The organism is Micromonospora sp. MH99 (genome assembly GCF_021442385.1).
Classification (GTDB): domain Bacteria; phylum Actinomycetota; class Actinomycetes; order Mycobacteriales; family Micromonosporaceae; genus Micromonospora.
The window spans coordinates 20,555-41,752 of the sequence record NZ_MUZA01000034.1 but is presented as its reverse complement, the minus strand read 5'-3'; the positions used below and the strand labels follow the sequence as shown (position 1 = coordinate 41,752).

Annotated in this window: 20 protein-coding genes and 1 riboswitch; of the genes, 7 read left to right on the top strand and 13 right to left on the bottom strand. The window is 72.0% G+C overall.

Annotated elements, in window-relative coordinates; genetic code table 11:
* Positions 1–46: 46 nt before the first annotated feature.
* The 3 genes from B0E54_RS32480 to zwf form a co-directional block, all read right to left on the bottom strand.
* Positions 47–172: a hypothetical protein gene (locus B0E54_RS32480; RefSeq protein WP_255473694.1), complete on the bottom strand. Its 126-nt coding sequence runs from the start codon at positions 170–172 to the stop codon at positions 47–49.
* On the bottom strand, positions 169–1,581 hold the full coding sequence (locus tag B0E54_RS18705) for an OFA family MFS transporter (RefSeq protein ID WP_234586221.1): 1,413 nt from the start codon (positions 1,579–1,581) through the stop codon (positions 169–171). The genes B0E54_RS32480 and B0E54_RS18705 overlap by 4 nt, the downstream gene beginning before the upstream one ends.
* A gap of 129 nt (positions 1,582–1,710) precedes the next feature.
* A complete protein-coding gene (gene zwf, locus B0E54_RS18700; protein WP_234586218.1) occupies positions 1,711–3,090 on the bottom strand; it encodes a glucose-6-phosphate dehydrogenase in 1,380 nt (459 codons plus the stop codon).
* A 237-nt stretch (positions 3,091–3,327) separates the two neighbouring features.
* Here zwf and B0E54_RS18695 point away from each other — a divergent pair, with 237 nt between their 5' ends.
* The 3 genes from B0E54_RS18695 (at position 3,328) to B0E54_RS18685 (ending at position 5,687) form a co-directional block, all read left to right on the top strand.
* Positions 3,328–4,137: an alpha/beta fold hydrolase gene (locus tag B0E54_RS18695; protein WP_234586216.1), complete on the top strand. Its 810-nt coding sequence runs from the start codon at positions 3,328–3,330 to the stop codon at positions 4,135–4,137.
* 22 nt (positions 4,138–4,159) lie between these two features.
* Positions 4,160–4,750, top strand: a complete 591-nt coding sequence (locus tag B0E54_RS18690) for a DinB family protein (protein WP_234586214.1) — start codon at positions 4,160–4,162, stop codon at positions 4,748–4,750.
* Between the two features lie 88 nt (positions 4,751–4,838).
* Complete coding sequence (locus tag B0E54_RS18685) at positions 4,839–5,687, top strand: carbon-nitrogen hydrolase family protein (RefSeq protein ID WP_234586211.1); 849 nt, start codon at positions 4,839–4,841, stop codon at positions 5,685–5,687.
* Positions 5,688–5,792: 105 nt separating this feature from the next.
* On the opposite strand, the gene B0E54_RS18680 is transcribed toward B0E54_RS18685, so the two are convergent.
* Positions 5,793–6,350 (bottom strand): AAA family ATPase, encoded by a 558-nt coding sequence (locus B0E54_RS18680; protein WP_234586208.1) that lies wholly within the window; start codon positions 6,348–6,350, stop codon positions 5,793–5,795.
* A gap of 58 nt (positions 6,351–6,408) precedes the next feature.
* Here B0E54_RS18680 and B0E54_RS18675 point away from each other — a divergent pair, with 58 nt between their 5' ends.
* Positions 6,409–7,410 (top strand): tyrosine-type recombinase/integrase, encoded by a 1,002-nt coding sequence (locus B0E54_RS18675; RefSeq protein ID WP_234586206.1) that lies wholly within the window; start codon positions 6,409–6,411, stop codon positions 7,408–7,410.
* A gap of 6 nt (positions 7,411–7,416) precedes the next feature.
* On the opposite strand, the gene B0E54_RS18670 is transcribed toward B0E54_RS18675, so the two are convergent.
* The 3 genes from B0E54_RS18670 to B0E54_RS18660 all read right to left on the bottom strand — a co-directional run bounded on the left by B0E54_RS18670 (position 7,417) and on the right by B0E54_RS18660 (position 11,130).
* On the bottom strand, positions 7,417–8,049 hold the full coding sequence (locus tag B0E54_RS18670; protein WP_234586204.1) for a fasciclin domain-containing protein: 633 nt from the start codon (positions 8,047–8,049) through the stop codon (positions 7,417–7,419).
* A 76-nt stretch (positions 8,050–8,125) separates the two neighbouring features.
* Entirely contained in the window at positions 8,126–10,234 is a 2,109-nt protein-coding gene (locus B0E54_RS18665) for a M14 family zinc carboxypeptidase (protein WP_234586202.1), read from the bottom strand.
* A 116-nt stretch (positions 10,235–10,350) separates the two neighbouring features.
* Complete coding sequence (locus tag B0E54_RS18660; protein WP_234586200.1) at positions 10,351–11,130, bottom strand: endonuclease/exonuclease/phosphatase family protein; 780 nt, start codon at positions 11,128–11,130, stop codon at positions 10,351–10,353.
* Positions 11,131–11,313: 183 nt separating this feature from the next.
* Between B0E54_RS18660 and B0E54_RS18655 the strand changes: the two genes are divergently transcribed.
* The gene (locus B0E54_RS18655) at positions 11,314–12,087 is read left to right on the top strand and encodes a TSUP family transporter (protein ID WP_308195379.1); all 774 of its coding nucleotides are present in this window, start codon (positions 11,314–11,316) and stop codon (positions 12,085–12,087) included.
* A gap of 25 nt (positions 12,088–12,112) precedes the next feature.
* Here the strand turns inward: B0E54_RS18655 and def are convergent, their stop codons facing one another.
* Both def and B0E54_RS18645 read right to left on the bottom strand, forming a co-directional pair.
* Positions 12,113–12,622 (bottom strand): peptide deformylase, encoded by a 510-nt coding sequence (def, locus tag B0E54_RS18650; RefSeq protein WP_234586188.1) that lies wholly within the window; start codon positions 12,620–12,622, stop codon positions 12,113–12,115.
* A 31-nt stretch (positions 12,623–12,653) separates the two neighbouring features.
* On the bottom strand, positions 12,654–13,847 hold the full coding sequence (locus B0E54_RS18645; RefSeq protein WP_374109287.1) for a chorismate-binding protein: 1,194 nt from the start codon (positions 13,845–13,847) through the stop codon (positions 12,654–12,656).
* Between the two features lie 123 nt (positions 13,848–13,970).
* On the opposite strand from B0E54_RS18645, the gene B0E54_RS18640 reads away from it, so the two are divergent.
* Complete coding sequence (locus tag B0E54_RS18640; protein ID WP_234586185.1) at positions 13,971–14,171, top strand: DUF5999 family protein; 201 nt, start codon at positions 13,971–13,973, stop codon at positions 14,169–14,171.
* A gap of 125 nt (positions 14,172–14,296) precedes the next feature.
* On the opposite strand, the gene gcvP is transcribed toward B0E54_RS18640, so the two are convergent.
* From gcvP to B0E54_RS18625, 3 genes are all read right to left on the bottom strand, one after another.
* The gene (gene gcvP / locus B0E54_RS18635) at positions 14,297–17,131 is read right to left on the bottom strand and encodes an aminomethyl-transferring glycine dehydrogenase (protein WP_234586181.1); all 2,835 of its coding nucleotides are present in this window, start codon (positions 17,129–17,131) and stop codon (positions 14,297–14,299) included.
* A gap of 71 nt (positions 17,132–17,202) precedes the next feature.
* Positions 17,203–17,301: riboswitch (glycine riboswitch) on the bottom strand.
* Positions 17,302–17,361: 60 nt separating this feature from the next.
* On the bottom strand, positions 17,362–18,261 hold the full coding sequence (locus B0E54_RS18630) for a Sir2 family NAD-dependent protein deacetylase (protein WP_234586179.1): 900 nt from the start codon (positions 18,259–18,261) through the stop codon (positions 17,362–17,364).
* A gap of 11 nt (positions 18,262–18,272) precedes the next feature.
* Positions 18,273–19,340: a MerR family transcriptional regulator gene (locus tag B0E54_RS18625; RefSeq protein WP_234586177.1), complete on the bottom strand. Its 1,068-nt coding sequence runs from the start codon at positions 19,338–19,340 to the stop codon at positions 18,273–18,275.
* 101 nt (positions 19,341–19,441) lie between these two features.
* Here B0E54_RS18625 and B0E54_RS18620 point away from each other — a divergent pair, with 101 nt between their 5' ends.
* Positions 19,442–20,098: an SDR family oxidoreductase gene (locus tag B0E54_RS18620; RefSeq protein WP_234586175.1), complete on the top strand. Its 657-nt coding sequence runs from the start codon at positions 19,442–19,444 to the stop codon at positions 20,096–20,098.
* A 39-nt stretch (positions 20,099–20,137) separates the two neighbouring features.
* Here B0E54_RS18620 and B0E54_RS18615 read toward each other — a convergent pair whose 3' ends face one another.
* Positions 20,138–21,004 carry a cyclopropane-fatty-acyl-phospholipid synthase family protein gene (locus B0E54_RS18615; protein ID WP_234586173.1) on the bottom strand — a complete coding sequence of 289 codons (867 nt, stop codon included), beginning with the start codon at positions 21,002–21,004 and terminating at the stop codon, positions 20,138–20,140.
* Positions 21,005–21,198 lie beyond the last annotated feature (194 nt).

Below are 21,198 nucleotides of genomic sequence, written 5' to 3'. Positions count from 1 at the left end.
ACGCGGCGCGCGCCCCGGCTCACCGCGCTCGGTGCGCTCGGTGCGCTCAGTGCGTGAACAGCTTCGCCGCCGTGATCACCGTCTGCACGACCCCGTAGCCGAGCAGCACCGCCACCACCAGCCAGGAAATCCACAACCGGGCCTGCTGCCCGTGCCGACCGTCGTCACTCATCGCGTACCGCTCCTCTCGACCGTCGCGTCCTCGTCCACGTCCTGCTCCGCCGCCGGTTCGTGATAGCGCTGCGGCACCGGCCGCACCAGCAGGTTCGCCACGAAGCCCACCGCGAGCACACCCACCATCGTGAACAGCGCCGGCCGGTACGCCGCCGCCGTCAACGTGCCCGGCTTGCCCTGCGCGTCGAGGAACCCGTTCACGATCAGCGGCCCCGCGATCCCCGCCGCCGACCAGGCGGTCAGCAGCCGCCCGTGGATCGCACCCACCTGGTACGTCCCGAACAGATCCCGCAGGTACGCCGGCGCGGTGGCGAACCCGCCGCCGTAGAACGACAGGATCACGCAGGCGAACAGCACGAACAGCGCCGTCGCCGTCTGCCCGAAAACGGCCAGCAGCGTGTACAGCACCATGCCCACGCCCAGGTACACCAGGTAGATCGGCTTGCGGCCGATGACGTCCGACGTCGACGACCACACGAAGCGGCCCGCCATGTTGAACAGCGACAGCAGGCCCACGAACCCGCCGGCCGCCGCCACCGACACCGCCGACGTGCCGTTGTCCCGGAAGAAGTCCTGGATCATCGGGCTGGCCTGCTCCAGGATGCCGATGCCGGCCGTGACGTTGCAGAACAGCACCACCCACAGCAGCCAGAACGAGCGGGTCTTCACCGCGTTCGCCGCCGACACGTTCGCCGTGGTCACCAGCGGCTTCGCCGCCACCGCCGCCGGGTCGAAGCCGGCCGGGCGCCACCCGTCGGCCGGCACCCGAACGTTCGCCACCCCGAACATCATGATCACGAAATAGCCCAGCCCGAGCGTCACGAACAGCCACACCAACGCGCTGCCCGACGCCGTCGAGCCCGCGTTGGACGGGTCGTAACCGCTGTCGTAGAACGACAGGAGCTGACGCGACAGGGGAGAGGCCACCATCGCGCCACCACCGAACCCCATGATCGCCAGACCGGTGGCCAGGCCCGGCCGGTCCGGGAACCACTTGATCAGCGTCGAGACGGGCGAGATGTACCCGATGCCCAGACCGATGCCGCCGAGCAGGCCGTAACCCACATACAGCAGCCACAGCTGCTTCGTGGCGATGCCCAGCGACCCGACCAGAAAGCCCGTCGCCCAGAAGCAGGCCGAGACGAACATGGCCTTACGCGGCCCGTTCGCCTCCACCCACGTCCCCGCCACCGCAGCGGACAACCCCAGCATCACGATCGCGATGCTGAAGATCACCCCGATCGCGGTCTGACCGGTGTCGAAGTGGGCGATCAACGAGTTCTTGTAGACGCTTGTGGCGTAAACCTGGCCGATGCAGAGATGGATGGCCAACGCCGCCGGGGGAATGAGCCACCGGCTGTAGCCGGGCGGCGCGACGGTGTGCCGACGATCGAGTGCGGAAAGCATGCGCTGCTTCCTCTCCGACGAGGACGTGAGACACCCCCACATGCCCACATCGCACGCCCGCGGCAAACCTCACCGTCGCCGGACGGTCCCATCCGTGAGCTGAGCGGTCACTCAGCCCACCCCCGCCCGCTACCCCAGGTCGGGCACGTGCCAACCGCCGACCAACGCGTCGGCCTCCGCCGGACCCCAACCACCCCTGTCGTACGGCCGCACCGGCGTCGCCAGATCCAGGATCGGTTCGACGATGCGCCACTCCTGCCGAATCGTCTCCGCCCGCGCGAACCGCAGATGCTGCCCGTCCATCGCATCGTCGAGCAACCGCTCGTACGCCTCCTGACGGCGACCCAGCACCGCCCCGAAGTCCACCGACAGGTCAACCGGACGGCTCGCCACCTCCGCACCCGGGCTCTTCGCCTGAATCGACATCGTGATGCCGTCCCCACGACCCAGCCGGAACCGCAGCAGATTCGCCGGCGCCGCCACCCCACCCGCGGCCGGGATCAACGGACGCTGCGGCTGCTTGAACTCCACCACCACCTCCGTCGCCGTCCCCGCCAGCGACTTACCCGTCCGCAGATAGAACGGCACCCCCGCCCAACGGGGAGAGTCGACAGTCAACCGGGTCGCCACGAACGTCTCCGTGTTCGAATCCGGCGCCACACCCGGCTCGTCGCGGTAACCCGCGTACTGCCCCCGCACCGTGAACTCCGGCGACAACGGCTCGATCTGGCGCAGAACCGCCGCCTCCGCCTCCCGAAACGCGTCCGTGTCGTCACCCGCCGGGGCGTCCATCGCGATCAACGCGACCACCTGAAGAATATGGTTCTGCAACACGTCACGGGTCGCGCCCACCGTGTCGTAGAACCCGGCACGACCCTGCGTGCCAAACCCCTCGGCCAGCGTGACCTGCACGTTGTCGATGTGCTCGCTGTTCCACAACGGCTCGAACAGCCGATTGGCGAACCGGAACGCGTACAGGCTCTCCACGGCCTCCTTGCCCAGGTAGTGGTCGATCCGGAACACCCGCGTCGGATCGAAGGCCCCCTGCACCGTCCGATCCAACTCCGCGGACGACGCCAGGTCACGCCCGAACGGCTTCTCCACGATCACCCGACCACGATCGGCCAGCCCGACCGCCGCCAGCCCCTGCACCACCGAACCGAACACCATCGGCGGAATCGCCAGATAGAAGACCGGACGCTCGGCGTCGCGCAGACGCTCCGCCAACCGCTCGTACGTCGCCGGGTCCGCGTAGTCCCCGGAAATCATCGACAGGTTGCCCGCCAGGGCGTCGAACGCCTCGTCGTCCACCTCGTCACTCGCCTCGGCCACCGACTTGCGAGCCGTCGCGACCAACTGCTGATCATCCCAGGGGGAGCGGGCCACCCCGATCACCGGCACATCGAGCCGACCACGCCGGGTCAACTCGTACAGCGCCGGAAAGAGCTTCTTCGAGACGAGATCACCTGTCACGCCGAACAGCACTACCGCGTCTGAGCGCACGTGCATGGCACTTCCATCCGATCATGTGGAAACCTGATCTTCCGAACGGACAACCGCACGCCCCACTGGAGGAATTCCCCGGCAACGACGCACGTGAGGTCGGCGACAGCGACGGCGCACACCCTGATCGACAAATCTCGATCACCCTAAGGCCCGCCAACCCCGACGCTCCACCCCTTCCCGCCGATACGCCACGACCGAAGACGCGCAGCAAAGCTCCGCGCAACAGGGGAGGATCCCAGAATGAACCTGGCAGTCGACCGATCCGCCGCAGCCGGGCCCGAGGTGGTGTGCCTGCCGATGTTCGGCATGACCCGCACCGCGACCGCCGCCGCCTTCAGCCCCGCCCTCGCGGGGGTCGACCTGCGCGAGACGTACCTGGACCTGCCCGGCCACGGCGACAGCCCCGCCACCTGCCCACCCACCTCCCAGGCCGTACTCGACACCGTCTGCGCATGGCTCGACCACCACACCGACGCACCGGTCCTCCTGGCCGGCGCCTCCTACGGCGCCTACCTCGCCGCCGGCATCGCCCGCCAACGCCCCGACCTGGTCCGCGGCCTGCTCCTGGTGTGCCCCGGCGTCACCATCGCACCGGCCAGCCGCACCCTGCCCGACCACCGCCCACCCCCAGGGCCCGCCGGCTGGCTCGACGACGCCCCCACCGACCTGCGCACCCACCTCGACACCGCGCTCGGCCACCGCACCCCGACCGTCGTCGCCACAGTGCTCGCCGCCCTGCACTCCGGCGGCCCCGGCGACGACACCTTCCTGCAGACACTGCGCACCGGCCCCGGCTACGCGCTTCCCGACGAGACCGCCGACACCCCGTACGACGGCCCCGTCAGCGTCCTCACCGGCCGACAGGACGGCATCGTCGGCTACACCGACCAGTTCCACGCCATGCGCCGCTACCCCCACGGCACCTACACCGCGATCGACGCCGCCGGGCACTACCTGCCGTACGAACAACCGGCACTGCTGCGCGCGCTCACCCAGGACTGGCTACACCGGACGTTGACCACACCATCGCCAGGGCACACGACCACGTAACGCCTGCGCGACAATGGCCGGCATGGCTGACCTGAGCGACATCAAGGCCGCGCTGCACCACTCCCTGCGGCGGACGCGCACCGACCTCGTCTGGAAACTCGACGGTCTGAGCGAACGCGAGGCCAGGACACCCCGCACCGTGACCGGCAACAACCTGCTCGGCGTCGTCAAACACTGCCTCAACGTCGAAGCCGGCTACTTCGGGCTCGCCTTCGACCGGCAGTTCCCGACGCCCGAGGAACTGGTTCCCCTGGAGGCGTTCGACGACGACCCGCAGGCCGACTGGTACGCCCGCGAGGACGAGACCAAGGACGGCCTGATCGACCTGTACCGTCGCGTCGCGCTGTTCGCCGACGAGACGATCGACCAGCTGCCGATCGACGCGCCCGGGCTGGTGCCCTGGTGGCAGCCGGGCCACCAGGACGTGACCCTGTACCGCGTCATCCTGCACGTGAGCGGCGACCTCGCCCGGCACGCCGGTCAGATGGACATCATGCGCGAGGAGCACGACGGCGCGATCGGCTGGCACCGCGACGGCACCGCCGTCCCCGGCGGGCACGACTGGCCGGCGTACGTCAGCAAACTGCGAAAGCTGGCCGACCACTTCGAGTGACCGCCCGCGCACGGCACCCCCGGAAAGGCGATCATGGCCGGTCCGAGCCGGGGGAGAGGCGACGCCTTCCGTCCGTTACGGTGCCGCGATGGGCGCCACTGGACGGATTCGGATCGCCGTCGCTCAAACAGGGGTCACCACCGATCCGGGTGCCAACGGCACGGCGATACGCACCGCGATGCGGCAGGCCGCTGACCAGGGGGCCCGCCTGGTTCACCTCAGCGAGGGCGCTCTGTCCGGCTACGCCGGCGCTGCGAAGCCGTACTACTCAGGATGGCGCATCGATTGGGCGCCGGTCACCCAAGAGTTGCACCGCACGATGGCCCTCGCCGCGGAACTCGGCGTCTGGGTGGTCGTCGGCGGCAACCACCGGCTGACCGGCGCTCATCGACCACACAACTCGCTGTGGGTGATCAACGACCGCGGCGAGCTGATCGATCGATACGACAAGCGGCTGCTGTCACACGCAGAGCTCACCGGCTTCTACACACCCGGCGACCACGTCTGCACCTTCGACGTGGACGGTTTCCGGTTCGGGTGCCTGATCTGCATCGAGGTGAACTTTCCCGAGCTGTGGATGGAACAACGAGCACTCGGCGTGGACTGCGTGCTCTTCTCCACGTTCTCCGACGATCCGGTTTTCGAGGTCATCGCCCGCGCACATGCTGCCCTCAACGGGTTGTGGGTCAGCGTCGCGGTGCCCGTCCAGTGCGCGGCGACCACGCCGTCGGCAGTGATCGGCCCGCACGGGCATCTGCTGCGGCACGCCCGTACGAACGGGCCCGACGTGATCTGCGTCGACCTGGACCGCGCGGACCCGGCGCTCGACGTCGCGCTGAACAAGGCGCGACCGTGGCGGGAGACGGCCCGAGCGGGTGACATCTACGTCGACCGCCGGGTCAGCGATCCTCGCAGCACCGATCGCACCGGCACCTGAAGAGCCAGGTAGATCGACGACACGCCAACCCACCCGGCCCATGCGACACCTTCGATAATGAACATTATGTAAAGTAAGCCGATTCGGGGGTCCCCTCGACAGCGGTCAGTCGCGGGTCAGGCTCCTCTCGATCAGCGCGACCCGTTGCGACACCGGTCCGGCCGGCACGTGGACCAGGTGGTGCCCGTACGCCTCGTACACCTGCTCGTGCACGCGGGCGAAGGCCAGCGAGTCGGCGTAGCTGATCCGGCGTGCGGCCGTGTGGTGGATGAAGCCCAGCGGGCTGATCAGGAACACCGACCGCTGGTAGGTGCGGTGCCGCGAGATGCGGTCCACCTCGGCGGCGAGCGCCGGTGCGATCGGCCGGCCCTGATAGCGCGCCAGCGCCAGTGTGCACAGGGGCGAACGGTCGTACAGGTGTACCGGGGCGTGGCGCGCGGTGTTGGTGGCGTCGATCTGGCGACGGCTCTGCAGGGCGGTCACGGCGTCGACGAAGTCGGGTTCGTGCCACGGCTCGGCGCACCCCCGCGCCTGGCGCTCGGTGATGATGTCGGTGGCGGCCTCTCGGACCGTGACGTGTCCCCTGTGGTGCAACGCCTCCAGCAGGGTCGTCTTGCCGGCACCGGGTGCTCCGGTCAGGACATACCGTCGTGGTTCGGGCATGTTCTCCCCCCTCTCCCCCCGCTTCCCGGGAACGCGAAAATGCTGCATAATATCCCTTATGCATGACAAAAAGGACGAATCGCTCGGGATGCTGATCGAGGAGTTCCTGACCGCCCGCGCGACCCGCAAGCCCTCCCCCCACACCCTGGCGGCCTACCGGCGAGACCTGTACGCGGTGGCCGCCCTGGTCGCCGACGGTGATACCACTCCCCTCCCCCTGGACGCGTTGTCGATCACCGACCTCTCCCCTCGCGTCATGCGGGCGGCGTTCGCCCGGTTCGCCGCGCCGCGGGCGCCCGCTTCGGTGCACCGGGCCTGGTCCACCTGGAACAGTTTCTTCACGTTCCTGGTCGCCGACGGGTTGGTGGCGGGTAATCCGATGCCTGCGGTGGGTCGTCCCCGGGCGCTACTCCCCCAGCCGAAACCGCTGCGCGGCGCGGACACCCCCGAGGTGCTGCTCGCGTCGGTCGCCCGTGACGACGGACGCCAGCGCGACCCGTGGCCGGAGCGGGACGTGGCGGTGCTGGCGGTGGCGCTGTGCGCGGGGCTGCGCCTGTCGGAGCTGCTCGCGCTGCGGGTCGGCTCGTTGGCGGGTCGGCCGGGTGAACGGCGGATCGAGGTGGTCGGCAAGGGCGGGCGCCCACGCGTGGTGCCGATCGAGGCGGACCTGGATCGGGTGCTGCGGGACTACCTGGACAGTCGCGCGCGCCGTTTCGGTTCGCGGTCGGTGCGGCCGGATTCGGCGTTGCTGGTGGACCGAAGCGGTGAGCCGCTGCGCCGCGGTGGCCTCCAGTATCTGGTGGAGTCCTGTTATCGGCGGGCGGGCATCGGTGACCGGGTGCCGCGGGGGGCGCGGCTGCACGCGTTGCGGCACACGTTCGCCACCCGGTTGGCGGAGGACGGGGCGAGCGCGGCGGAGATCATGCGGTTGCTGGGGCACGCGTCGTTGGCGTCGTCGCAGACGTACATCGAGGTGACGGCCGGGCAGCAGCGTGACGCGGTGCGGGCCAACCGCACCAATCGCGCGTTGGCTGCTCTGGTCGGGGTGGACCGGGACTGAGCGGGGTCAGTGTGCGCGGTGGTCGGTGCCGTCGGCGGTGACGGGTAGGGGGCCGAGGACCGCGTTGATGATGTGGATGCGGGCGTTGGTGGCCCGGTAGTCGGCGCAGACGGTGTCGGCGCGGTCGGCGAGGCGGGTGGTGGTTCCGGTACGGGTGACGGTGATGGTGGCGCCGTCGAGGGTGGTGGTCGAGCCGGCGGTGGCGAGGTCGTCGATCGGGTGGGCGCCGGTGCTGAGGTGGGCCTTGAGCAGGGTGCGGAGCTGGTCGGTGTGGTGGGTCATGAGGTCGTCCCAGTTGTCCTCGGAGAACGTGGCGGCGAAGGCGTCGTCGGTGGGTGCGAGGACGGTGACGGCGGTGCCGGCGGGGAGGTCGGCGAGGACGCCGCTGGCGCGCAGGGCCGCTTCGAACGTGGTGAGGGTGGGGATCCAGCGCAGTGCCTCGTCGACGGGTTGGCCGGCGAGGAAGGTCGGGTTTCCGGGGTCGGTGCCGGTGGGCAGGGCGGCGCAGAGGGGTCCGGTGACCTGGGGTGCGGTGGTGTGTGGCGCGGCGTCGGTGCAGGCGGCCAGCAGCAGTGTCGCCGCGAGGAGGGCGAGCCGTCGCGGTCGGGGGTGTCGTGCTGCGGTGGCGGGGTGCGACACGACGGCCTCCAGGGGTTCGGGGTGCACCGGCGGCGCGGGGTGGGGGGCCCGCGCCGCCGGTGCGGTCAGGTGGGGCTCAGAGTGCCGCGCACCCGGTGGTGCGGGGGCCGTGCACTGTGTTGGCGACGCCGAGGTTGGTCGGCGTGGGGTTGTTGCCGGTGCAGGTGAGAGGGCCGCGGATGGTGGAGCCGGCCAGCAGTGGGATGTCGGTGCCGGTGGTGTTGCCGGTCAGGTTGAGCGGGCCGGCGACGGTGACGTCGATGATGGAGACCGCGTCGGTGGTGTTGGTGATCTGGACGGGGCCGTTGACGGTGCTGTCGGCGAGCAGGACGCCGGCGGCGCCGTTGGCGGTGATCGGGCCGCTGATGGTGGTGCCGGTCGTGACGAGTGCCGCGCTGGCGCGGACGGTGACCGGTCCGTTGACGGTGGCGTTGGCGGCGCAGGTGAAGCCGGTGACGACAAGTGGTCCGTTGCGGCGGCCGGTGAGGGTCGGGTAGACGCGTTCGCCGTCGGTGAGCTTCTCCACGCCCAGCGGGTCGAGCAGCAGTGGGATGAGGCCGCGTTCGGGCTGGTTGAGGGGGACGTAGTAGCCGTCGGTGGTCTTGGTGACCTTCCAGCCGTGGGCGGCGATGCGCTGGGCGACGGTGGTGCCGACGCCGCCGGGTCCGTCGGTGCGCACGCCGTTGTACTGGGCGTCGGTGAGTTTGTAGGCGCAGGGGGCGTTGTCGAGGATCAGGTTGGCCGGGGGCGCGTCCAGGGGCGGCGGGCTGTCGCCCGGGTGGGGTGCGGGGTGGGCGGGGATGGGGCGGGAGCCGCGGAAGACGAGGCGGCCGGTGTTGGCGGCCTGGATCGTGATGGCCTCGGCGCGGGAGGTGAGGATGCTGGCGCGGTCGGCGCGGTGGTAGTCGAGGAACTGGTGGAACGTCCAGAGGGCGGAGTAGGTCTTGCGGCGCCGGTTGTTGGCGGTGTTGCCCTCGTCGGGTCGGGTCTGTCCGCCGGAGCTGCGCAGTTCCAGCAGGGAGTTGGTGACGTTCTTGAGGCCGAGGGTGTTGCGCAGGATGGTTTCTTCGCTGAGGCCGACGTTGCCGCCGCCTTCGCAGCCGTAGGGGCAGGGCCACCAGCCGGCTTCGGCGCCCTTGGCGTACATGTGGCCTTCGATCATGTCCTGGGACTGGTCGAAGATGGGTTGGGGGACGTTCTGGTGCCGGGGCGGCAGCATGGGCAGGTCGCCGGCGCGGGAGTTGCCGAACTCGTGGCCGTCGTAGCCGGCGACGGGTCGGTAGTCGCGGACCATCCTGATGTACGCGGCGGTTTCGGGTTGGCGGATCAGGGAGTAGTCGCGGTTGAGGTCCTGGCCGGTGGAGTTGCCGCGGGTGTTGTTGGCGCGGCCGTCTCCGTTGATGGTGGGGACGATCAGGACTGTGGTGTGGCTGAGCAGGTCGGTGATGCGGGGGTCGGTGCTGAAGGCGAGTTGCCGGGCCATGATGAGGCAGGCTTCGCGGTCGCCGGGTTCGTTGCCGTGCACGTTGCAGTTGATGGCCACGGGTGCGGTGGCGGCGACGGCTTCGGGGGTGGTGGCCGGGGTGGGGTGTCCGATGACCAGCATGTTGATGGGTCGGTTCTGGACGGTGCGGCCGAGTTCGACGACGCGTACGCGGTCGCTGAGGGCGTCGATGGCGGCGGTGTAGGCGTACTCGTCGGTGTCGCTGGTGTACTGCGCGGCGTGGGTGGTCTCCCACTGGGTGCGCAGTTGTTGGCCGGGGGTGTCGGGGTTGCCCCAGGGTGCGGTGGTGGTGGCGGTGATGGGCTCGGAGTAGGGCTGTTCGGTGGTGCCGGTGCGGGCGCGCACGCGCCACTGGAAGCTGTCGCCGGGGTTGAATCCGGCGTCGGCGAAGGTGGGTGCCTGCTGGTTGATCTGGCGGTTGGGGCGCCAGACGCCGACGATTGTCGGTGCGCCGGTGGGGGTGCCGTTGGTGTCGACCGCGGTGCGTTCGATCTGGTAGTCGGTGGCGCCGTCGACGGGCGTCCAGGCGAGGGTGGCGTACCCGTCGGCCTGGCGGACGGTGAGGTCGGCGACCTGGTTGGGTTGCGCGGCGCTCTGGGCGTTGGCGGGGGTGGGTGCGGTGGTGAGGGTGAGAGCGATGAGGGTGGCTGCGGCGACGAGGGTGGTTCGCGGGCGTCTCATGTGGCCTCCGACGTGATCGTGGCGCGACCCGCCCAGCATGATCGTCGGGGTTCGTCGATGCAATGATCTTGAGGGAATCTTGCGGCTCGGCGCTGGCTGCGGGGAGTCGGGGTCCGTCAGCCGAGGTCGACCAGCAGGGGGCGGTGGTCGGAGATGGTGGACGGTGGTGCGGTGACGGCCCGTACGGGTGGGAGCTGGCCGAGGGCGTGCCGGTCGGCCAGGACGTGGTCGAGTTGGACGCGGGGCTGCCCGGAGGGGTAGGTGGGCCGTCGGCCCAGGGGGCGCCAGCCGGAGATGAACCGGGCCGGGCCTGCGGGCAGGTTGAGGTCGCCGAGCAGGACGCGGGGGCCGGGTAGCGCGCGCAGGGCGCGCACGGTCTGGCGGAGTTGGCGGGCGTTCCAGCCGGGCACGAACGACAGGTGGGTCGCGGCGGCGGTGAGGGGGCCGTGTGGGGTGTCGAGGACGGCGGCGAGGACGACGCGGGGTTCGTCGTGCAGCAGGATGAGGCCGCCGCCGGGGCCGGGGACGTAGACCGGTGAGCGCACGGGGGCGGGCTTGAGTCGGGTGACGTGCCAGCTGCGTACGGGGTAGCGGCTGATGAGGCCGATGCCGTAGCAGGGTTCGCCGTGGCCGTCGTCGTCGTGGCGCAGGGGGCGGAACTGTTCGCCGGGGGTGCCGACGACGGCGGCGGCGAAGCGGTGGTGTGGCGCGTCGAGGGCCCGGGCGGCGATGGCGGTGAGGTCGAGGTTGCCGCTGCGGTGTTGGTCGCGGTCGACCTCCTGCAGGGCGAGGACGTCGGCGTCGAGGGCGCGTACGGCGGCGGCGAGGCGGTCGGGGTTGACGAGTCCGTCGGTCAGGGATCGGCCGTGCAGCAGGTTGAAGGTGGCCAGGCGCACTCCTGCACCTTACGTCCCCGTGGGAGGGTTGCCGTGTGGTGAAGGTGCTGCTGTGTTCGATGCTGGTGTTCGTGGCGGTTGGCGCGTTGGGGGTGTGGTTGCGGCGTACGCGGGGTCGGTGAGCGGTGAGTCTTGCCACTTCGGGGGCCGGTCGGGTGCGTCGGGTGGGAAGAATTGCGGCCCGTGGACGCCGTATCGCTGAGTACGTTGCTGGTCGCCGCGGCGATGGCCGGGTGGGTGGACGCCGTGGTCGGCGGTGGTGGGTTGTTGCTGTTGCCGGCGTTGCTGGTGGCTGCGCCGGGGTTGCCGGTGGCCACGGCGTTGGGCACGAACAAGTTGGCGGCGATCTTCGGTACGACGACGGCGGCGGCGACGTACGCGCGGCGGACGAAGCTCGACTGGCGGGTGGTGGGGCCGGCGGCGGGGTTGGCGGTGCTCAGCGCCGGGGTGGGTGCGGCGTTGGCCGGGGCGGTGCCGGCGTCGGCGTACCGGCCGGTGGTGTTGGTGGTCCTGGTGGCGGTGGCGGCGTTCGTGCTGCTGCGTCCGCGGCTGGGGGTGGTGGCGGTGCCGGCGCGGCGGACGCCGGTGCGGGTCGCGGTGGCGATCGGTGTGGCCGGTGTGGGTATCGCCCTGTACGACGGGTTGATCGGGCCGGGTACGGGCACGTTCCTGGTGGTGGCGTTCACGGCGCTGATCGGTGCGGACTTCGTGCACGGGTCGGCGATGGCGAAGGTGATCAACGCGGGCACGAACCTGGGCGCGTTGGTGGTGTTCGGGGTGACCGGGCACGTGTGGTGGTTGCTGGGCGCGGGGATGGCGGTGTGCAACGTCGCGGGCGCGGTGCTGGGTGCGCGGATGGCGTTGCGGCGCGGGTCGGGGTTCGTGCGGGTGGTGCTGCTGGTCGTGGTGCTGGCGTTGGTCGCCAAGTTGGGTCACGACCAGTGGGTGGCCCGCTGACCGGGCGGGCCCGGGTGTGGGGGCTCTAGGCGCGGCGGCTGGGTGAGTCGAAGCGGCCGGCGCGGATCTCGCGCAGGGCCCGGCGGCGGGTGTCGCCGCGCAGGGTGTCGACGTAGAGGGTGCCGCGCAGGTGGTCGGTCTCGTGTTGCAGGGCGCGGGCGAGGAAGCCGGTGCCGCTGATGGTGAGTGGTTCGCCGTTCTGATCGACGCCGTGAGCGGTGGCGTGCAGGGCCCGTACGGTCGGGAAGTACAGCCCGGGGATGGACAGGCAGCCTTCCTCGTCGTCCTGGAGTTCGTCGGACAGTTCCAGGGTGGGGTTGATGAGGTGGCCGCGGTGGCCGTCGGCGTCGTAGACGAACACCTGGGCGTCGACGCCGATCTGCGGTGCGGCGACGCCGGCGCGGCCGGGTTCGCCCAGCAGGGTGTCCATCAGGTCGGTGACCAGGGCGCGCAGCTCGGCGTCGAAGGTGGTGACCGGCTCGCATTCGGTGCGCAGGACGGGGTCGCCGATGATCCGGATGGGCCGCATGGTCATGGGGGTCAGCGTATCGCCGCGGGTGGCCGGGTCAGCGTCCGGCCAGGGTGGCGCGGATGGGCGCGGTTTTCGCTGCGGCTTCGGCGACCTCGGCGGCGGGGTCGCTGTCCCAGGTGATGCCGCCGCCGGCCCAGGTGTGCATCATGTCGCCGTCGGTGGCGGCGGTGCGGATGGTCAGGCCGAGGTCGACGTGCCCGGGTGCGACCCAGCCGAGGGCGCCCATGCTGGCGCCGCGGCCGACGGGTTCTCCGGCGGCGATGTGGGTCAGGGCGGCGAGTTTCGGGGCGCCGGTGACGGAGCCGCCGGGGCAGGTGGCGCGCAGCAGGTCGGCCAGGCCGAGGCCGTCGGCGGCGGTGGCGCGTACGGTCGACTCGGCCTGCCACAGGTCGCACCAGCGGCGTACGGCGAACAGGTCGTCGACGGTGACGGTGCCGGTGCGGGCGATGCGGGCGAGGTCGTTGCGTTCCAGGTCGACGATCATGATGTGTTCGGCGCGTTCCTTGGCGCTGCTGAGCAGTTCGGCGCGGCCGGCGGCGGTGGCGGGGCGGGTGCCCTTGATGGGTCGGGTGATCAGGTGTCCGTCGCGGACCTCGATGAGGGTTTCCGGTGAGGCGCAGCCGATGGCCCAGCCGTCGCCGGTGAGGACCCCGCCGTAGCGGGCACCGGGCAGCGCGCCGAGGCGGCGCAGGGCGGGCAGCGGGTCGCCGGTGTAGGGGGCGGCGGCGTGGCCGACGATGTTGGCCTGGTAGACGTCGCCGCGGCCGATGGCGGCGCGGATGGCGTCGACGGCGGCGGCGTGCTGCTCGGGTGTCCAGCTGTCGGTCCAGTCGCCGAGCCACCAGGGTGTCGCCGTGCGGGCGGGGGCGCGTCGGGTGGGGCCGTGGTCGTAGACGACGACGGCGAGGTCGGGCAGGGTCGGGGCGGGTTCGGGCGCCGCGGTGGGGGCGCCGGCCAGGTGTGCTCCGGCGGCGGCAGACAGGTAGAGGGCGGCGCCGCAGGCGCGGGTGTCGTGGTGGGTGGGGGTGGGCCGGGTGAGGTCGCGTAGGTTCAGGCCGTGCGCGGCGAGGAACTCCTCGGCGAGGACCGCGGGGTCGCCGCCGTCGGTGCGGCGCCAGTGCAGGCGGGCGCGTTCAGCGAGCGTGTCGCGACACGCGGTGGGTGCCGCCGGCACATCGACCAGCACCTGTGGGAGCGTTTCCACGCCGTATGGTCCGACCTTCCTCATCCGTTCAGTGGATTTCCCGTACGCCAGGCCGGCACCTGCTCGATGCTGGACACTTTCGCTTGGTACTGTGCGTCACTGGTCATGTGAACCATGACACAGTGCCCCCACAGTCCGGAGAACCCGATGTGCCAGCACCAACCGACCTGCCCCTTAGCTGAAGCCACCGACCGGGAAGCCGCCCGGGTCCTCGCCTGCTTCCCTGAGCAGGGCTGGAGCCTGCTCTGCAACGGCGTGATCGTCTTCGAGGACACCGGCGAGCTGCTCCCCGACGGCAGCAGCATCGCACCGCACCGCGGCCCCGCCCGACACGCTCTCGTGGCCTGAACGACCACCCAGCGTCACCACACCAGCCGCCGTCGACCCAGGCTAGTCCCCCGGTACGGGACGTCTGCGCCCAGGTCGCGGCGTAGCCGGGGCGGCCAGAAACCGCCCGCCCCGGCCTGCCGACGTCAGTCCTCGAACGCCTCCGGCGACGGGCACGAGCAGACCAGGTTCCGGTCTCCGTACGCGCCGTCGATGCGCCGCACCGGCGGCCAGTACTTCCCGGCCCGGTCGACCCCGCCCGGGTACGCGCCCACCGAACGCGGGTACGCGTGCGGCCACTCGTCGCCGCTGACCATCGCCGCGGTGTGCGGCGCGTTCGCCAGGGGGTTGTCCCCCGCCGGCCACTGCCCCGACCCCACCTGGTCGATCTCCGCGCGGATCGCGATCATCGCGTCGCAGAACCGGTCCAGCTCGGCCAGGTCCTCGCTTTCGGTCGGCTCGACCATCAGCGTCCCGGCGACGGGGAACGACATCGTCGGCGCGTGGAAGCCGTAGTCGATCAGGCGCTTCGCCACGTCGTCGACGCTCACCCCGGTCGCCTTGGTCAACGGCCGCAGGTCGAGGATGCACTCGTGGGCCACCAGGCCCTTGTTGCCGGCGTACAGCACCGGGTAGTGCCCGCGCAGCCGCGCCGCCACGTAGTTCGCGGCGAGGACGGCCACGCCGGTGGCCCGGGTCAGGCCCTCGGCGCCCATCATCCGCAGGTACGCCCACGGGATCGGCAGGATCCCCGCCGACCCGTACTTCGCCGCCGAGATCGCCGGGGTGGCGTTGACGTGCGCGCCGAGCGGGTCACCGGGCAGGAACGGCGCCAGGTGCGCGCGCACCGCCACCGGGCCCACCCCGGGGCCACCGCCGCCGTGCGGGATGCAGAACGTCTTGTGCAGGTTCAGGTGCGACACGTCCGCGCCGAACTTGCCCGGCTTGGCGAACCCGACGAGGGCGTTGAGGTTCGCCCCGTCGACGTACACCTGACCGCCGGCGTCGTGGACCTTCGCGCACAGCGACGCGATGCCCGTCTCGTACACACCGTGCGTCGACGGGTACGTCACCATGATCGCGGCGAGCGCGTCGCGGTGCTTGTCGATCTTCGCGTCGAGGTCGACGAGGTCGACGTTGCCGTCGTCGTCGCAGGCCACCACGACGACCCGCATGCCGGCCATCACCGCCGACGCCGCGTTGGTGCCGTGCGCCGACGACGGGATCAGGCACACGTCGCGGTGCGTCTCGCCCCGCGAGGCGTGGTAGGAGCGGATGGCCAGCAGCCCGGCCAGCTCACCCTGGGAGCCGGCGTTGGGCTGCACGCTCACCGCGTCGTAGCCGGTCACCTCGGCCAGCCACGACTCCAGCTGACCGATCATCTCCCGGTACCCGGCGGTCTGGTCGTCCGGCGCGAACGGGTGGATGTTGGCGAACTCCGCCCAGGAGATCGGCTCCATCTCGGTGGTCGCGTTCAGCTTCATCGTGCACGAACCGAGGGGGATCATGCCCCGGTCCAGGGCGTAGTCGAAGTCCGACAGCCGCCGCAGGTAGCGCAGCATCGCCGTCTCCGAGTGGTGGCTACGGAACACCGGGTGGGTCAGGAAGTCGCTGGTACGGGCCAGGGCCCCCGGGATTGGGCTCTCGTCGAAGTCGCGGGGAGTGGTGGTGCGGAACTCGACACCGAACGCGGCCACCACCGCCTTCACGTGTGCGCCCGTGGTGGTCTCGTCGCATGAGATGCCCACCCGGTCGGCGTCGATCAGCCGCAGGTTGACGCCGCCGTCCGCTGCGGCCGCGACCACCTCCGCGGCCTGTCCCGGCACGATCGCGGTGATCGTGTCGAAGAACCGCTGGTGTTCCAGCTCGATGCCCGCGCCGCGCAGCACCGCCCCGAGCGAAGCCGCCATCCGGTGGGTACGCGCCGCGATGTCGCGCAGCCCGTCCGGGCCGTGGTAGACGGCGTACATGCCGGCCATCACCGCGAGGAGCACCTGCGCGGTGCAGATGTTGCTGGTCGCCTTCTCCCGCCGGATGTGCTGCTCGCGGGTCTGCAACGCCAGCCGGTAGGCCGGGTTGCCGTCCGCGTCGCGGGACACCCCGACCAGGCGCCCGGGCAGCATCCGCTCCAGGCCCGAGCGCACCGCCAGGTAACCGGCGTGCGGCCCACCGAAGCCCATCGGTACGCCGAACCGCTGGGTGGTGCCGGCGGCGATGTCCGCCCCGATCTCCCCCGGCGCCCGCAGCAGCGTCAACGCCAGCAGGTCCGCCGCGACGGTCACCAGGGCCCCGACGGCGTGCGCCGCCTCGACGAGACCCGCGTGGTCACGCACCGCGCCGGACGCGCCCGGGTACTGCAGGTGCAGGCCGAAGAACTCGGCCGGCAGCTCGTCGCGCTCGACGTCGAGGACCCGCACATCGATGCCGAGTGGCACCGCCCGGCTGGTGATCACCGCGATGGTCTGCGGCAGGGCGTCGGCGTCGACGACGTACACCCCGCTCTTGCTCTTGGACGCCCGCCGGGCGAGGGTCATCGCCTCCGCGGCGGCGGTGCCCTCGTCGAGCATGGAGGCGTTCGCGGTGGCCAGGCCGGTCAAATCGGTGACCATCGTCTGGAAGTTCAGCAGCGCCTCGAGCCGGCCCTGGCTGATCTCCGGCTGGTACGGCGTGTACGCCGTGTACCAGGCCGGGTCCTCCAGGACGTTCCGGCGGATCACCGCCGGGGTGTGCGTGCCGTGGTAGCCCAGGCCGATCATCGACACGGCGACGGTGTTGCGGGCCGCGAGGGCCCGCAGCTCGGCGATCGCCTCGGCCTCGGTGGCCGCCTCCGGCAGGTCGAGGGTGCCGTGCCAGCGGATCACCTCGGGGATCGCGGCGTCCATCAGCTCGTCGATCGAGTCGTGGCCGACGACCTCCAGCATGCGACGCTCATCGTCGGGGCCGGGACCGATGTGACGGGTGGCGAACTGCTCTACGGACATCTTTGGCGCTCCCGGGCGAGGTCGACGGATCGGCCTCCCCCTCTGTCGCGCCCGCACAGCGCTCCACAGTGCCTGCCCACGAGGTCCTTTTGCCTGAGAGGTTCCGGGGAGGATTTGCCCCTTCGGCGCCGCCCCTGCTGCTCTCGGGCGGTCTCTCCCACGTGGGTGGTACCGGCATGGTCAACGCTACCAGCGCCGGTGTTTCCGGCTCATGTCCTACCCCTGTGACGTCACACGCCGGCCGCTGTGGCCAGCGGCGCGGCCTCGCCGGCGACCCGGTCGGCGAGCGCCGGCAGCAGCGCTCCCAGCGGCGCGTCGAGGCACACCGTGGCGTACCCGTCACCCCGGGTCGGCCCCTGGTTGACGATCGCGACCGGAATGCCGTGTTTCGCCGCCCGGATCACGAACCGGCGCCCCGACATGACAGTCAACGACGACCCGAGCACCACCACCGCCCGCGCCTGCTCCACCAGCGCGAAACACCGCGCCACCCGCTCGGGCGGCACCGTCTCGCCGAAGAACACGACGTCCGGTTTCAGCATCCCCGTCCCACAGATCCCGCAGTCGACCGGCCGGAACCCGGCCACCTGCTCATCGGGGAGATCCACATCACCGTCCGGGTTGACCGCGGCGGCACGGGCCACGAAGTCCGGGTTGGCCTCGCGCAGCCGCCGGTCCACCTCCTCCCGGGAGGTCAGGTTGCCGCAGTCCAGGCAGACCACCTCGTCGAGGCGCCCGTGCAACTCGACCACCCGGTCGCTGCCCGCGGCGCCGTGCAACCCGTCGACGTTCTGCGTGATCACCGCGTCGACCAGACCGGCGCGTTGCAGCCGCGCCACCGCCCGGTGCCCGGCGTTCGGTGCCGCGCGGGCGATCAACCGCCACCCCAGGTGGCTGCGCGCCCAGTACCGCCGCCGGGCGACGGGATCCCGGGTGAACGCCTGGAAGGTCATCGGGGTGTGCCGGCGGGCCACCCCGCCGATGCCGAACACCGCCGGCAGCCGGCCACGTACGACGCCGTACGCCGGGCAGCGGCCTCGTCCGGTACGGCGCCGCCGGGCAGCGGCCTCGTCCGGTGCGGGGCCGCCGGCAGCGGCCACCCGCCGGCCCCGCACCCGCGCGACGGCCACCCCGCCGGGCTCTACACCGCGACGACGTCGGCGACGACGCAGGCGATATTGTCCGGCGCCCCTGCGGCCCGCGCGTCGTGGACCAGGGCCCGCACCGCGTGCTCCGGATCGGCCGCCGCGCTCAGTGTCGAGAACAGGGCGACCCGGTCGACGACAGCCCACAGCCCGTCGGAGCACAGCAGGTACCGGTCACCGGGCAACGCCGCCCGCAACGCCAGGTCGGCCTCGACCTGCTGACCGCCGCCCAGCGCGCGCACCAGCACCGCCCGCTGGGGATGCGCGCCCGCCTCGTCGCGGTCGAGCCGGCCCTGATCCACCTGCGTCTGCACCCACGTGTGGTCCTGCGTCAACAGGGAGAGCTCACCGTCGCGCAGGAGGTACGCGCGGGTGTCACCGACGTGCACCAGCGCCAGGTGGGTGCCGCTGCGCAGCAGCGCGGTCAGCGTGGTCGCCGGCTGGTGGTCGTCGGTCGCCAACTCCCGCACGACCCGGTCCGCGTCGGTGACCGCCCCCGCCAGCATCGTCAGCAGGTCGACGGCCGGCCCGTCGGCGAGTTCCAACGCGGTGAGCGCGTCGACGGCGGCGGCGCTCGCCGCCGCGCCGCCGGGCCCCCGTACCCCGTCGGCGACGGCCAGCAACCGCTCACTGGCGTACGCGACGTCCTCGTTGCTGTCCCGCACGGCCCCGGTGTCACAACCGGCGGCGTAGCGGACGGCGACGGTGCGGTTCGTTCTCGACACGGTGGCGCTCCCCTCGGACAGGTGATCCACGAGGAGGCCGGCGAGCCGGGCGCGGGCCGCGGTGTCGACCGACACCTGCCGCCAGTACGCGGTGACGGCCTGCGCCGCCGCCGCGGGTTCCAGCTCGCACACGGCGCGGATCTGCGCCAACGGCATGCCGATGCGACGCAACTGGGCCACCAGCCGGGCCAGCGGCACCTGCCGCGGGTCGTAGAGCCGGTATCCCGACTCGGAATCCACCGCGGCCGGCGCCAGCACCCCCACCCGTCCGTACAGGCGCAACGCCTTCGGCGTCAGTCCCGCCGCCCGGGCGAACGCCCCGATGGTCAACAACCCCACGTCGGCTTCCTCCTCGCGCCGGTCACGGTGACCGGCACGCACCAGCCTGGGGGTTGCCCGCAGGTCAAGGTCAAGCCCGGCGACAGCGGTAGGTTGGACACATGCGTGTTGTCATCGCCGGAGGCCACGGCAAGATCGCCCTGCTGCTCCAGCGGCACCTCGCCGACCGCGGCGACACCGCCGTCGGCCTGATCCGCAACCCCGACCAGGCCGACGACCTGCGCGCCGCCGGCGCCACAGCGGTCGTCTGCGACCTCGAACACGTCGACGTCGACGAGGTCGCCGCGCACCTGCGCGACGCCGACGCGGTGGTCTTCGCCGCCGGCGCCGGCCCCGGCAGCGGCGCCGCCCGCAAGGACACCGTCGACCGGGGCGCCGCCGCGCTGCTCGCCGACGCCGCCACCCGCGCCGGCGTCCACCGCTACCTGCTGGTGTCCTCCATGGGCGTGGACAAGCCGCCCGCCGCCGGCACCGACGACGTGTGGGCCGCGTACCTACGCGCCAAACGAGCCGCCGAGGACGACCTGCGCGCCCGCGACCTGGCCTGGACGGTGCTGCGCCCCGGCCGGCTCACCGACGACGAACCCACCGGGCAGGTCACCCTCACCCCACACGCCGGCCGCGGCGCGATCAGCCGCGCCGACGTCGCCCACGTCCTCGCCGCGCTCCTGGACGAACCCCGCACCGCCGGCACGACCCTGGAACTCGTCGACGGGCCCACCCCGATCGCCGACGCCATCCGCGCCGCCGCCACCTGACCGACCCAGCCGTCGAGGGGCACCCCCGGTCGGCGGAGGTCAGCCGCCGGGGTGGTGCGCGGCGACCAGCACCGGCCCGCCGGGGACGGTCGGGAAACGACGGACGTCCACCAGCCCCGCCCCCGCCAGCACCTGCGCCATCCGGTCCGCGTCGAAGTCGTTGCCGCCGTTGCGGACCGCGTTCCACCGGCCCACCGCCGCCCGCAACGGATCCGCCGCCGGCGGGTTGGTGCCCGCCACCAGCCAGCCGCCCGGCCGCAACGCCTGCACCAGCCGGGGAAGCGCCACCGTCAACGTCTGCTGGGGCAGGAACGGCGCCGGCAGCCACACCAGGTCGTACCCGCCCGGCTCGGCCACCTCCGCGACGTCCTGACGGCGCAGACTGATCCGATCCGCGACGTCGGGCGCTGCGGCCAACTCCCCGCGGGCCAGGTCCAACGCCCGCTGCAGCACGTCGATCCCCACCACCGACGCCCGGGGCAACGCCCGGGCCAGGGCAACCGCCAACGCCGCCACACCGGTGCCCACGTCCAGCACCCGGCCGTCCGTCGAGTCCAGGCGCCGCGCCAGCCCCGGCAGCTCGGGCACCACCCGGGTGGCCAACGCCCGGCCGGTCGCCGCCGACGCCCGACCCTGATGCAGCAACACCTCGTCGCCCAGCTCCGCCCAACCGGTCCCGCCCAGCCCGGACGGCTCCTGCGCCGCCGCGGCGACCGCCTGGCGCAGCGAACTCAACCGCGCCTGCACCGCGCTGCGCCCGGTCGGCCCATCGGCAGCCACCAGCGACGGGTGCGCGACCGGCACCCCAGCATCCCAGGACAGCAGACCAGCGGCCTCCAGCACCGCGCTGCGGTGCGGCGACGCCGCGAGGACCTCGGCGAGCGGGGCCGACAGGGCGTCACTCATGGTGCCGACCGCGGCCGCCAGAGCCCACGCCGAAGCCTCCAACGCGGCCAGCGGATCCGGTGAGGGTGATACGGACACGGCGGCGCCTCTCCCCGGGGCGGGCCACCGATATCAGCGCCGCCTGGCCCCTTCGACTATGCCACCGCCGCCAGCGCGCCGGGTGGGGTCCACCGCAGCGAACCCCACCCCTGACA

Coding starts and splice junctions, on each gene's coding strand:
- B0E54_RS32480 (WP_255473694.1), bottom strand. CDS start 172: ATGAGTGACGACGGTCGGCACGGGCAGCAGGCCCGGTTGTGGATTTCC.
- B0E54_RS18705 (WP_234586221.1), bottom strand. CDS start 1,581: ATGCTTTCCGCACTCGATCGTCGGCACACCGTCGCGCCGCCCGGCTAC.
- zwf (WP_234586218.1), bottom strand. CDS start 3,090: ATGCACGTGCGCTCAGACGCGGTAGTGCTGTTCGGCGTGACAGGTGAT.
- B0E54_RS18695 (WP_234586216.1), top strand. CDS start 3,328: ATGAACCTGGCAGTCGACCGATCCGCCGCAGCCGGGCCCGAGGTGGTG.
- B0E54_RS18690 (WP_234586214.1), top strand. CDS start 4,160: ATGGCTGACCTGAGCGACATCAAGGCCGCGCTGCACCACTCCCTGCGG.
- B0E54_RS18685 (WP_234586211.1), top strand. CDS start 4,839: ATGGGCGCCACTGGACGGATTCGGATCGCCGTCGCTCAAACAGGGGTC.
- B0E54_RS18680 (WP_234586208.1), bottom strand. CDS start 6,350: ATGCCCGAACCACGACGGTATGTCCTGACCGGAGCACCCGGTGCCGGC.
- B0E54_RS18675 (WP_234586206.1), top strand. CDS start 6,409: ATGCATGACAAAAAGGACGAATCGCTCGGGATGCTGATCGAGGAGTTC.
- B0E54_RS18665 (WP_234586202.1), bottom strand. CDS start 10,234: ATGAGACGCCCGCGAACCACCCTCGTCGCCGCAGCCACCCTCATCGCT.
- def (WP_234586188.1), bottom strand. CDS start 12,622: ATGACCATGCGGCCCATCCGGATCATCGGCGACCCCGTCCTGCGCACC.
- B0E54_RS18645 (WP_374109287.1), bottom strand. CDS start 13,847: ATGAGGAAGGTCGGACCATACGGCGTGGAAACGCTCCCACAGGTGCTG.
- B0E54_RS18640 (WP_234586185.1), top strand. CDS start 13,971: ATGTGCCAGCACCAACCGACCTGCCCCTTAGCTGAAGCCACCGACCGG.
- gcvP (WP_234586181.1), bottom strand. CDS start 17,131: ATGTCCGTAGAGCAGTTCGCCACCCGTCACATCGGTCCCGGCCCCGAC.
- B0E54_RS18620 (WP_234586175.1), top strand. CDS start 19,442: ATGCGTGTTGTCATCGCCGGAGGCCACGGCAAGATCGCCCTGCTGCTC.
- B0E54_RS18615 (WP_234586173.1), bottom strand. CDS start 21,004: ATGAGTGACGCCCTGTCGGCCCCGCTCGCCGAGGTCCTCGCGGCGTCG.